We start from the raw sequence: 11,509 nt of genomic DNA on the forward strand, positions 1-11,509 counted from the left end.
AGTTCTCGCCGTTTCCGTACCCACAGCGGTCGGTCGGTCGGTCGGCCGGTCGGTCGGTCGGACCGTGACGGAGGACACCATGGCGTTCGTTGCACTCAGTGCAGCGAACTGCCTAGAGTCGCCCGGTGCCCACCCCCGTCCCGCCTGCCGGCAAGCGCGCCGCGCTGAAGGCGCAGACCCGGCAGGCCATCGTCGCCGCCGCGTCCGCCCTGATGGACGAGACCTCGGGCACCGACTTCTCCGTCGACACCCTCGCCGAGCGCGCGGGCGTGTCCCGGCGCACCGTGTTCAACCACTTCGAGAGCCTCCAGGACGTCGTCGCCGCCGTCGGGGCCGACGTGTTCGGCGCCGTCCACGACGCCCTGGTCGACGCCCCGCCGCCCGCGCCGCCCGGACCGGGGCACGCGACCGACGCCGTCGCCGCCGACCTCCACGCGGCGCTGCGCCGTGCCGACCTGGTGGGCCCGGTCGCGGCGCTGACCCGCGGTCTGGGGCTGGGCAGCGCGACGGCGGGACCGGCGGACGTCCCCGCCCAGCAGGCGATGCTCCTGCTGCGCTCCCTCGCGGACGTCAGCGAGGACATCGGCGCCGCCCTCCTCCGGCGCCATCCCGGCGTCGACCCCCTCGACGTGGAGCTCGTCGTCGCCCGCACGATGAGCGGCCTCGTCGTCCTGCACCGGCACTGGTTCGCCCGGACCGGGGCGGCCGTGGACGACGAGTCCCTGGCCCTCTGGTCCACCCTGCTCGACCGCCTGGGCCGGAGCCCGGGCGCCTCCTCGCACGTCCCGGAAGGACACCATGGCTGAGTTCCTGTACCGCCTCGGACGCACCGCGTCCAGGCACGTCCGGGCGGTCGTCGCCCTCTGGGTCGCCGTGCTCGTGCTCGCCGGGGTCGGCTACGCCGTCGGCGGCGGCACGCTCTCCGACAGCTTCTCGATCCCCGGGACGCCGACGCAGAAGGTGACCGACCAGCTCGCCGAGGACCTGCCCGACGCCGCGGGCGGCACCGGCACCGTCGTGCTCAGCACCGAGGACGGCTCGGCGTTCACCGCCGAGCAGGAGAAGGCCCTGGCGGGAGTCCTGTCCGACGTCGAGGACGTCGACGGCGTGGAGACGGTGGTCGACCCGTTCGCCAGCGAGCAGGAGCGGGCGAAGCAGGCTGACACCCTGGCCGCCGGCGAGCAGAAGATCTCCGACGGCCGCGAGCAGCTCACGGACGGGCGCGACCAGCTCGACGCCGGCCAGCAGCAGCTCGACGACGCGCGCGCCCAGCTCGAGGACGGCCAGGCGCAGCTCGACGACGCGCGCCAGCAGGCCGAGGCCGCCGGGCAGGCCCAGGCCGCGGCGCCGCAGCTCGACGCCCAGCAGGAGCAGCTCGACGACGGCTTCGCGCAGCTGGACGAGCAGCAGAAGACGCTCGACGCGAAGTCGCAGGAGCTCGAGGACGGCGCGAAGAAGCTCGACACCCAGACGACCCGCCTCCAGCAGGGCAAGGACCTCCTCGACCTGTCGTCGGGCATCCGCGTGGTCTCCGACGACGGCAGCACCGCCGTCGCCACGGTGATCTTCACCGAGGACCAGTACGACATCACGCAGGAGACCAAGGACGCCGTCATCGACACGGTCACCGACGGCATCGCCGACGTGGAGGGCGTGCAGGTCGACCTCGGGTCGGACATCGCGATGGAGACCCCCGCCCTCGTCGGGCCGGGCGAGGTCATCGGCCTGGTCGTGGCCGGCATCGTCCTGGTCGTCATGCTCGGCACGCTCATCGGCGCCGGCCTGCCGCTGCTGACCGCGCTCGTCGGGGTGGGCATCGCCGCGCTGGGTGCGCTCGCCTTCTCCGGCGTCGTGCAGATGTCGTCCGTGACGCCCGTGCTCGGCCTCATGCTCGGCCTCGCCGTCGGCATCGACTACGCGCTGTTCATCGTCAACCGGCACCGCCACCAGCTCAAGGACGGCTACGACGTCCAGGAGTCGGTCGCCCTGGCCAACGGGACGTCGGGCAACGCCGTCGTGTTCGCGGGCACGACCGTCGTCATCGCCCTGCTCGCCCTCAACGTCACCGGCATCCCGTTCCTGGGCCTCATGGGCACCGTCGGCGCCGTGAGCGTCGCCGTCGCCGTGCTGGTGGCCGTCACCCTCACCCCGGCCCTGCTGTCGGCCATCGGGATGCGGATCCTGAGCCGCAAGGAGCGCGGACGGCTGGTGCGTGCGCCGCAGGACGCCGCACCGCACGACGCCGCACCGCAGCCCGCCCCCGCACCCTTGAAGCCGATGAACACCCTGGTCGCCGTCGGGCGGGTCGTGCTCGGCGTGGCGGTGCTCGGCGTCGTGGCGATCCCGGCCGCCGACCTGCGGATCAACCTGCCCGACGGGTCGTCCGAGGCCCACGAGTCCACCCAGTACCAGGCGTACCAGACGGTCGCCGACGAGTTCGGGCCGGGGACCAATGGCCCGCTGCTGGTCGTGGCAAACCTCGACCAGCCGGTGACGGACGAGGACGAGGTCAGCGTCCAGCTCGCCGTCGGCGAGGAGCTCGCGGCCCAGGGCGACGTGGTGGCGGTCGCCCCCGCCGCCACGTCCGAGGACGGGACGGTCGTCGCGTTCCAGGTGATCCCTGCCGAGGGCCCCACCAGCGAGTCCACCGAGCAGCTGGTGCACGCGCTGCGCGACCTGTCCCCCCTGCACGTGGGGTCGGTGGCGACGCCGGGAGGCTCGGTGGACGTCGGCGACGTGGAGCTGGGTGTCGCCGGGGCCGCGAGCGGCAACATCGACATCTCCACGAAGCTCTCCGACGCGCTGCCCCTGTACCTGGGCGTCGTCATCGGGCTGTCGCTGATCATCCTCGTCGTGGTGTTCCGCTCGCTGCTGGTGCCCGTGATCGCGACGCTCGGCTTCGTGCTGTCCTACTTCGCCGCGCTCGGCGGCGTGGTGGCGATCTACCAGTGGGGCTGGCTGTCCGGCGTCTTCGGGGTGGAGAACCCGGGGCCGATCCTGAACTTCCTGCCGACCATCCTCGTCGGCGTGCTGTTCGGGCTGGCGATGGACTACATGCTGTTCCTCGGCTCCGGCATGCGGGAGGCGTACGCGCACGGCGCGCCCGCGCGGGTCGCCGTCGTCCAGGGCTTCCGGGCCGGGCGGTCGGTCGTGACGGCCGCGGCGATCATCATGATCTCCGTCTTCGGCGGGTTCGTCTTCTCCGAGTCGGCGATGATCCGGCCGATCGGGTTCGCCCTCGCCTTCGGTGTGCTCGTCGACGCGTTCGTGGTCCGGATGCTGGTGGTGCCGGCACTCATGCACCTGCTCGGCGACGCCGCGTGGTGGCTGCCGCGGTGGCTGGACCGCGTCGTGCCGAACGTCGACGTCGAGGGCTCGGCCCTGGAGCGCCGGCACCCGCACGAGGACGCCACGCACGCCTGAGCGTTGTGAGCGGGCGATTGGCCCAGTTCTCGCGCAGAGACGGGCCGATCGTCCGCTCACAACGCGGCGGCGGGGTCAGGGCGCGGCGCCGCCCAGGGCGGCGAGGCGTGTGCGCAGCAGACGACGGTCGCCCTCCCGGTCGACCTGGTCCAGCGCCCGGCACAGCTCCACCGCCGCCTCGGCGGGACGTCCGGCCCGCACGAGCAGGTCGGCGTGCAGCGCAGGCAGCAGGTGGTAGCCCTCGAGCTCGGGCGCGAGGGCGAGCTCGGCGACCGCGGCCAGCCCGGCGTCCGGACCGTGCACCTCCGCCAGCGCCACCACCCGGTTGAGCGCCACGACGGGCGTGGGGGCCATCTCCAGCAGCACGTCGTAGAGGGCGAGGATCTCGGCCCAGTCGGTCTCGCGCGCCGTCGCGGCCCGGCAGTGCAGCGCCGCGATCGCGGCCTGCACCTGGTACGGCCCGGGCCGGCGGGCGGCGAGGGCCTCGTCGAGCACGGCCAGCCCGTCGGCGATCTCGTCGCGGTGCCAGCGGGAGCGGTCCTGCTCCGCGAGCGTGCGGGCGACGCCGTCCGCACCGGTGCGGGCGTCGCGTCGCGCGTGCTGCAGGAGCAGCAGGGCGAGGAGTCCGCAGGCCTCGGGCTCGTCCGGCAGGAGACGCACGGCGAGCCGCGCCAGCCGGACCGCGTCGCCGGCGAGCGCCCGGCGCTCGGCGCAGCCCTCGACGTCGCCCGCGGGCTCCGCCCAGGCGTCGTAGCCCTCCGTGAACAGCACGTACAGCACCGCGAGCACGGACGACGTGCGCTCCGCCAGCAGCCCGGGAGGCGGCACCCGGAAGGTGATGCCCGTGGCCCGGATGCGGCGCTTCGCCCGCACCAGCCGCTGCGACATCGTCGCCTCGGGCACGAGGAAGGCGCGGGCGACCTGCGCCGTCGTCATCCCGGTCAGCGCGCGCAGCGTGAGCGCCACGCGCCCGTCCAGCGGCAGCGCCGGGTGGCAGCACGTGAACAGCAACCGCAGCAGGTCGCCGTCCGGGTCGTCGGGTGTCCAGCCGTCGTCGTCCAGACCGCGCACGACCTCGTCGTGGACGGCGTCCGCGGGCGTCCCGGGTGCGCTGCCGGACGCCGGGTCGACGGCGGCACCCCGGCGCTCGTCCAGCCGCGCGGCGGCCGCGGTCCGCTCCGTCTCGACCCGGCGGCGGCGCAGCACGTCGATCGCGTGCCGGCGCGCCGTCGTCGTGAGCCACGCCCCAGGGGTGTCGGGCACCCCGTCGCGCGGCCACGTGCGCAGCGCCGCCGCGAACGCCTCCTGCGCGGACTCCTCCGCGAGGTCGAGGTCGCCGGTGGCGCGGGCCACCGCGCCGAGGACGCGTCCCCACTCGCTGCGGAACGCGTCCTCGACGGCGGCGGCCGGTGTCGTCACGACGGGTCGGCCCCGTCCGTGGGCCAGTAGGGGTGCACCTCCACCGTGCCGCCGCCGAACGCCCCGGGGTGCCCGGCGGCGATCGCGAGCGCGGCCTCGAGGTCGGGCGCCTCGATGAGGTCGAACCCGCCGATGACCTCCTTCGACTCGGTGAAGGGCCCGTCGGTCACCAGGGTGCGCCCGTCGCGCACCTGCACGCGGCGCACGTCGGCCGCCGGCCGCAGCCGCTCCCCGAGCACGCGGGACCCGTCGGCGTCGTGCCGGCGCACCCACTCGACGATGTCGGGGGTGGGCTCACGGTCGGGCACGTCGGGCTCCACCACCAGCATCAGGTACCGCATCACGCACCCCCGTCGGCCGCGGCAGCGCCCGCGTCCTCGAGGTCCAGCGGCCAGAAGGGGCGCAGCTCGATGGCGCCGCCGTGGGCCATGGGGTGCTCCGACGCGATGGTGATCGCCGTGTCGAGGTCGGGGGCGTCGATGACGTCGAAGCCGCCGATCGCCTCCTTCGTCTCGGAGAACGGGCCGTCCGTGACGAGCGTGCGCCCACCCCGCACCCGGACACCGACGGCGTCCCCGGGCGGCCGCAGCCGGTCCCCCAGGACGGCGGTGCCGCTGCCGTAGTACTTCTCGACCCATCCCTCGATGGGCGGTGCTCCCTCGGCGTCCTCGGCCCGCAGCTCCGGGTCCGCGGGGGTGGACAGCACCAGCATGAGATACCGCATCAGGCCTCCTCGTCGTAGCCGCTGAAGAACACCATCGGTCCGTAGAACGCCACGTCGACGGTGCTCAGGCCGTCGCCGACGGTACGCCCCCGGCGCCGTGCCGTGGACCGGAATCGCCGCGCCTCAGGATCTGCCCTGAGGATCGTGTCCAGGAATCGCATGGTCCCTCCTCGTCGCACGGCCCGGACGGCCGTGTCATAGGGACGACGAACGGGAGACGGCCCGACAGACACCTATTTGATGCCGGTGCTCGCGATGCCCTGCACGAAGGTGCGCTGGAAGACGAGGAAGACGACCAGCAGCGGCACGACCGCCACGGTGGCGACGGCCATGACCGCCCCCCACGGCGAGCTGAAGGCCGGGTTGCTCGTCAGGGTCGACAGTCCCACGGGCACGGTGAGGCTCTCGTTGCCCTGCAGCACGACGAGCGGCCAGAGGAAGTCGTTCCACCGGTTCATGAAGCCGAGGATGACGAGCACGCCGACGAGCGGCCCGCAGGAGGGCAGCACCACCCGGAAGAAGGTGCGCAGCTCCCCCGCGCCGTCGAGCCGTGCCGCCTCGATGAGCGCGTCCGGCACTCCCAGCATGAACTGGCGCGCGATGAAGATGCCGACGACGTCGAAGAGGGTCGGCAGGATCACCGCCCACGGCGAGTCGACGAGGCCGAGCCGCGCCACGACGAGGAACGCGGGCACCAGGGTGACCTGGATGGGGATCATGATCGTCACGAGAAAGAGCGCGTACAGCAGCCCACGCCCCCGGAAGCGGAACTTCGCGAGCGCGTAGCCGGCACCGAGCGAGACGCACACCGACAGCGCGGTGCCGACGGACGCGACGAGGAACGAGTTGCCCAGCCATCGCCACACCGGCTGCGTCGCGAACACCTCGGTGAAGTTCGCCGTCGTCGGCGCCGAGGGCCAGAGGTAGAACTCGCTGCTCTGCGACTGACCGCCGGGGGTGAGGGCCGAGACCACCATCCAGTACAGCGGGAAGACGATGACGATCGCGACGGCCGTGAGTCCGGCGGTCAGCAGCCAGCCGCGCCGCCGGGAGCGACGCTCCCGGTGCGATCGCGGGTGCCGCTCGGGGACTCGCCGCGCGGGGACCGGCGGCGCGGGGCGCACAGGGGCAGCGGTCACAGGAGCTCCTCGGCTTTCTTCGTGGCCCGCTGCCGCAGCAGCGTGAAGACGAGCAGGATCAGCACGAGCAGGAGGCCGAGAGCCGCCGCGTACCCCATGCGGGCGTCGGCGAAGGCCGAGCGGAACACGTACTGGATCAGGACGGTCGTGGAGAACCCCGGGCCGCCGCCGGTCATCACGTAGATGACGTCGAAGGCTTGCAGCGAGAACACCACGTTGAGGATGAGCAGGATTGACGTCGTCGGCGCGAGCATCGGCACGGTGAGGCGACGGAACCGCTGCCAGCGGCTCGCGCCGTCGATCGCCGCCGCCTCGCGCAGCTCCGACGGGACGGACTGCAGGGCACCGAGGTAGATGACCATGCAGAACCCGATGCGCGTCCACACGACGACGAGGATCAAGGTCGCCATCGCCGTGCGCGGCGAGGTCAGCCAGGGCAGCCCGTCGAGCCCCACCGCCCGCAGCGCGTTGTTCGCCACGCCGTAGTCCGGGTTGAAGATCCAGGACATGATCACGCCGACGACGACGCCCGCTGCGACCATCGGCACGAAGAACAGGGCGCGCAGGACGCCACGGCCGGGCAGGGGACGGTTGAGCGCCACCGCGAGCGCCAGCCCTACGGCCATCGCTGTGGGCACGGTACCGACGGTGAAGGCCAGGGTGTTCAGCAGTGCCGTGCGCAGCAGCGGGTCGGACAGCATGGTCGCGTAGTTGTCGGTGCCCACCCACTGCCCGTCACCGAGGGTGGCGGTGTCCTGGAACGACAGCGCGACCGCGATGACGATCGGGACCAGCGAGAACGCGAGGAAGAGCAGCCCGGCGGGGCCGACGAACAGGTAGGGCGCCCAGCGTCCGCGACGGCGCGCGCGGGGTCCGTCCGGGGGTGGCGCCGTGCGCGCGACGCCGGCCGAGGTGCGGGCCGCCGGGGCGGCCGGGGCCGTGAGGGTCTCACCGTGTGGTGACACTGCGCATCGCCTCCGTCATCTGGGCGCCGCACTCGGCGGGGCTGAGCTCGCCGAGGAAGCACAGGTCGAGATAGTCCGCGAAGACCGAGTTGAGCGAGCTGAAGTACGGCCCGGACTGGGCCCGGACCATCGACAGCGGGATGGTCGTGGCCTGGTCGATGAACTGCTGCATGGTGGCCTCGTGCCGCTCGTAGCCGATGTCGGCCGCGTCGAGCGACGACCTCGCGGGGAGCCAGTTGCCGCGGCGGCAGAACTCCGCCACGTTGGTGCGTGTCGTGAGGAAGGCGACGAGCTCGGCCGCGAGCTCGGGGTTCTTGCTCGACCTCGTGACGGCGAGGGCGTTGCCGCCCAGGTCGGACGCCTCGCCGCCGTTGCGGATCATGAACGTGGTACCCCACTCGCCGGGGCGAGCCTCGTCGAGCGCCGCGATCGCCTCGGGGTTGTCGAGCAGGAGGCCGGTCTGACCGGTGGCGAAGAGGTCGCGGCCCACGGCGCCGCCGCCGGACTTGCTCATGTTGGCGCGGGACACCAGCCCGTCGGCGTACCACCGTCGTCCGAACTCCAGGGCGCCGACGGCCGCGTCGGTGTCCATGCTCGGCGTCTCGCCGTCCTCGCCGAGGAAGGCCCCGCCGTTCTGGTAGACGACGGGCATCCACCGGTACGCCGTCTCGGGGCCGCTCCACCCGTAGCCGAAGCCGTACCGGCCGGTGACGCGCTGGGCCTCGCGGGCGATCTCGAGGAACAGGTCCCAGTGCCACGCCTCGTCGAGGGTCTGGGGAACCTCCACGCCGATCTGCTCGATCACCTGCTTGTCGTAGTAGGTGATGAAGTTGTCGGTGTGCTGGAAGACGCCGAACAGGCCGTCCGCCTTGGCGCCGATCGCCCAGAACGGCTTCGAGTAGTCGTCCTCATACTCCGGCGGGACGGTGCCCGTGAGGTCGACGAGGCTGCCGTTCGCGGCGTAGCGGCCGATCTGCTGGGGCGTGATGCGGATGATGTCGGGCGCGAGGTCGGCCGCGAGGCGCGTGATGAACCACTGGTGGAACTGGCCCGTCGTGACCTCCACGGCGACGCTGGTGCCCGGGTGGGAAGCGACGAACTCGTCGGCGAGCGCCTGGTAGGACTCCAGGTCCAGCGGGATGTTCCACGAGGACAGGCGCAGGTGCTTCGTCCCGGTCGGGGCGCCGGAGCAGGCCGCGAGCGCGCCGGCCACGCTGATCCCGGCCACCGCCAGGAAGCTGCGGCGGGACAGCCGACGCGCGGCCGGGTGCGCGATCGGGCGCCTGGGCGAGACCGTGGGTCTCGGCATGTCGTCTCCTCTTCGTCGAGGGTCGTCGGGGAGCGCTGCGCGCGGCCCGCGGGGTGGTGCCCCGGGCGTCGTCGCCCGGGGCACCATGAGCCGTCAGCGCGCCAGGGCGGGCTCCCGGTCGTCCGTGGCGGCGGGGCGTGGTGCCGCCGGGCGCAGCGCCGCCGGGAGCAGCGCGGCGTGGGCCTCGAGCAGCTCGTCGGTCATCGACCGGATCTGCTCGAGCGTGCAGTGCGCGGCCGTCAGGGGGTCCATCGCGACGGCGTGGTGCACGTGCTCGACGTCGCCGGTCAGGGCCGCGCGGACGGCGAGCGTCTGGACGTTGACGTTCGTCCGGTTGATCGCGGCGAGCTGGGGCGGCAGCTCCCCGAACGACGTCGGCTGCACGCCGTTCGCGTCCACGAGGCAGGCGACCTCGACGCACGCGTCGTCGGGCAGGTTGGTGATGACCCGGCCGTCGTTGGGCACGTTGCCGTACACCACGGCCGGCACGCCGGTGACCACGGCGTTGACGATCGACGCCCCGTACTCGACGGACGGGCTGAGGTCGGCCTTGAGCTTCGCGAGCTGCTCGTCGACGTCGCCCTGCTCGTCGTGCGCCGAGCAGATCTCGTAGTAGTCCCAGCGCTCCGGGATGTACTCCAGCGTCGTGGCGGGGTCCTTGCGGAACCACGGCACGTACTCGGACGCGTGGTGGCTGGACTCCGTCTCGAACCAGCCGAAGTGGTTCATCAGCGTGGTGCGCACCTGCTCGTTGCCGCCCTCGTAGGTGCTCGCCGCGAGCGCCTCCTCGGAGTGGTCGCCGTCGTCGTCGAGCAGGTCGGCGGCGGCGCGGCCGCGGCGGTGGCGCTCGGCCATGACCTCCCGCAGGCGGGGGTAGAGGTCCTCGGTGCCGCGCCGGAAGTCGAGCACCCACGCCTGGTGGTTGATGCCGGCGCAGCGGTAGGAGACCTCGTCGTAGGGGACGCCGAGCGTGCGGGCGAGCATGCGCGTGGTGCCCTGCACGCTGTGGCACAGGCCGACGGTGCGCAGGCCGAGGGCGTTGAGGTAGGCGGTCGCCATCGCCATGGGGTTGGCGTAGTTGATGAACTGCGCGTCGGGGCAGACCTCGAGGGCGTCGGCGGCGATGTCCTGGTAGGCGCGCACGGAGCGCAGGAAGCGGAACACGCCGCCCGGGCCGACGGTGTCGCCCACCGTCTGGTCGACGCCGTAGCGGCGCGGGATCTCGACGTCGTGCCGGTAGGACTCCACGCCGCCGACCTGGAAGGTGATGACGACGAAGTCGGCGCCGTCGAGGGCCTCGCGGCGGTCGGTGGTCTGCCGGACGTCGGTCGGCAGGCCGTGGTGCTCCACGAGCTCTCGCGCGGCGCTCGCCACCCGGTCGAGGCGGCCGGCGTCGAGGTCCATGAGGCAGAGCGTGGCGTCCTGCAGGGCGGGGAAGCTGAGGAGGTCACCGATGAGGCGGAACGGGAAGACGAAGCCGCCAGCACCGATGATGGTGATCTTCGGAGTATGAGTCATCCCGCCACGCTAGGGCTGACGACGGCGGTGAGACCTCCGGATCGGTCGTGCAGGATTCCAGGATCCTGCGGTCCGGTCCGCTGCCGGAGGGCCAGCAGGCCGGGCTCGCCAGGCTCTCCGGCGCGCACCTAGGCTGTCGCCGTGCCCGGGACAGTGGCGGCCGACGGGGTCGAGGAGCAGGAGGCTGCGCTCTGGGTGCGCCACGGCGCTCCCCCGGTGATGCCGTACCCGCACCGGCACGACGACCTGGAGCTCAACCTCGTCCACAGCGGCCGGCTCGAGTACCTCTTCGGCGGGTCCACGCTGCACGTCGGGTCCGACCATGTGGCGATCTTCTGGGGTGGCACACCGCACCAGCTCGTGGCGCCGGACACGGTCGCCACGGCGGTCTCCTGGGTGCACGTCCCGCTCACGGAGGTGCTGGGCTGGTCGCTGCCCGCCGAGCAGCTGGCGACGCTGCTCGGCGCGCGCCCCGTCGTCGTGCCCGTGCCTGCCCTCGCCCGGGACGTCTCCGACATGTTCGCCTCCTGGCACCGCGACGTCCGGGCGGGCGGCGAACCCCTCGTCGTCCTGCTGGAGCTGCAGGCGTTCGTGCGCCGGGCACTCGCCGTCGACGCCCCCGCCGACACGGACGCGGACCCCCTGCTCCGGTCCGCCGCGACCGGCGCCCCGGCGAGGGCGACCGAGATGGCGCGGTTCGTCGCGGAGCACTACCGCTCCCCCATCTCGCCGTCGGACGTGGCCCGCGCCGTGCACCTGAGCCCGAGCCACGCGATGACGCTGTTCAAGCGGGTGGTCGGCACCACCCTCGGCACGTACATCGCCCGGTGCCGGGTGGCCGAGGCGCAGCGGCTGCTCATCACGTCCGACGCCACGACGACCGAGGTCGCGCACGCGTCAGGCTTCACCTCGCAGAGCAGCTTCTACGCCACGTTCCACCAGGTGTGCGGGGTCTCCCCCGGGAGCTATCGCCGCGCGCTGAGGTGACGGCGACCGGGGCCGGGGCCAGGGC

Annotated in this window: 11 protein-coding genes; 3 read left to right on the top strand and 8 right to left on the bottom strand. The window is 73.0% G+C overall.

What is annotated here, in order from left to right; translation table 11 throughout:
• The first annotated feature begins 125 nt into the window (after positions 1–125).
• Positions 126–806, top strand: a complete 681-nt coding sequence (locus tag ACWGKI_RS14195; protein ID WP_452187831.1) for a TetR/AcrR family transcriptional regulator — start codon at positions 126–128, stop codon at positions 804–806.
• On the top strand, positions 799–3,423 hold the full coding sequence (locus tag ACWGKI_RS14200; RefSeq protein WP_452187833.1) for an MMPL family transporter: 2,625 nt from the start codon (positions 799–801) through the stop codon (positions 3,421–3,423). The genes ACWGKI_RS14195 and ACWGKI_RS14200 overlap by 8 nt, the downstream gene beginning before the upstream one ends.
• A gap of 75 nt (positions 3,424–3,498) precedes the next feature.
• Here the strand turns inward: ACWGKI_RS14200 and ACWGKI_RS14205 are convergent, their stop codons facing one another.
• From ACWGKI_RS14205 to melA, 8 genes are all read right to left on the bottom strand, one after another.
• Entirely contained in the window at positions 3,499–4,842 is a 1,344-nt protein-coding gene (locus ACWGKI_RS14205; RefSeq protein WP_452187835.1) for an RNA polymerase sigma factor, read from the bottom strand.
• Positions 4,839–5,183: a YciI family protein gene (locus tag ACWGKI_RS14210; RefSeq protein ID WP_452187837.1), complete on the bottom strand. Its 345-nt coding sequence runs from the start codon at positions 5,181–5,183 to the stop codon at positions 4,839–4,841. The genes ACWGKI_RS14205 and ACWGKI_RS14210 overlap by 4 nt, the downstream gene beginning before the upstream one ends.
• Entirely contained in the window at positions 5,183–5,566 is a 384-nt protein-coding gene (locus ACWGKI_RS14215; protein WP_452187838.1) for a YciI family protein, read from the bottom strand. Before ACWGKI_RS14215 ends, ACWGKI_RS14210 begins: the two co-directional genes overlap by 1 nt.
• On the bottom strand, positions 5,566–5,727 hold the full coding sequence (locus ACWGKI_RS14220; protein WP_380244155.1) for a hypothetical protein: 162 nt from the start codon (positions 5,725–5,727) through the stop codon (positions 5,566–5,568). The genes ACWGKI_RS14215 and ACWGKI_RS14220 overlap by 1 nt, the downstream gene beginning before the upstream one ends.
• Before the next feature lie 72 nt (positions 5,728–5,799).
• Positions 5,800–6,705 (bottom strand): carbohydrate ABC transporter permease, encoded by a 906-nt coding sequence (locus tag ACWGKI_RS14225; RefSeq protein ID WP_452187840.1) that lies wholly within the window; start codon positions 6,703–6,705, stop codon positions 5,800–5,802.
• Positions 6,702–7,670: a carbohydrate ABC transporter permease gene (locus tag ACWGKI_RS14230; RefSeq protein ID WP_380244157.1), complete on the bottom strand. Its 969-nt coding sequence runs from the start codon at positions 7,668–7,670 to the stop codon at positions 6,702–6,704. Before ACWGKI_RS14230 ends, ACWGKI_RS14225 begins: the two co-directional genes overlap by 4 nt.
• The gene (locus ACWGKI_RS14235) at positions 7,654–8,979 is read right to left on the bottom strand and encodes an ABC transporter substrate-binding protein (RefSeq protein WP_452187843.1); all 1,326 of its coding nucleotides are present in this window, start codon (positions 8,977–8,979) and stop codon (positions 7,654–7,656) included. The genes ACWGKI_RS14230 and ACWGKI_RS14235 overlap by 17 nt, the downstream gene beginning before the upstream one ends.
• 93 nt (positions 8,980–9,072) lie before the next feature.
• Positions 9,073–10,497, bottom strand: coding sequence for an alpha-galactosidase (melA, locus tag ACWGKI_RS14240; RefSeq protein WP_452187844.1), 1,425 nt, complete (start codon positions 10,495–10,497; stop codon positions 9,073–9,075).
• A 141-nt stretch (positions 10,498–10,638) separates the two neighbouring features.
• On the opposite strand from melA, the gene ACWGKI_RS14245 reads away from it, so the two are divergent.
• Entirely contained in the window at positions 10,639–11,484 is an 846-nt protein-coding gene (locus ACWGKI_RS14245; protein WP_452187846.1) for a helix-turn-helix domain-containing protein, read from the top strand.
• Positions 11,485–11,509 lie beyond the last annotated feature (25 nt).

The organism is Isoptericola sp. NPDC055881 (assembly GCF_053615895.1).

Excerpts from the sequence above, each read along its gene's own strand:
- ACWGKI_RS14200 (WP_452187833.1), top strand. The coding sequence starts at position 799 with ATGGCTGAGTTCCTGTACCGCCTCGGACGCACCGCGTCCAGGCACGTC.
- ACWGKI_RS14210 (WP_452187837.1), bottom strand. The coding sequence starts at position 5,183 with ATGCGGTACCTGATGCTGGTGGTGGAGCCCGACGTGCCCGACCGTGAG.
- ACWGKI_RS14215 (WP_452187838.1), bottom strand. The coding sequence starts at position 5,566 with ATGCGGTATCTCATGCTGGTGCTGTCCACCCCCGCGGACCCGGAGCTG.
- ACWGKI_RS14220 (WP_380244155.1), bottom strand. The coding sequence starts at position 5,727 with ATGCGATTCCTGGACACGATCCTCAGGGCAGATCCTGAGGCGCGGCGA.
- ACWGKI_RS14235 (WP_452187843.1), bottom strand. The coding sequence starts at position 8,979 with ATGCCGAGACCCACGGTCTCGCCCAGGCGCCCGATCGCGCACCCGGCC.
- melA (WP_452187844.1), bottom strand. The coding sequence starts at position 10,497 with ATGACTCATACTCCGAAGATCACCATCATCGGTGCTGGCGGCTTCGTC.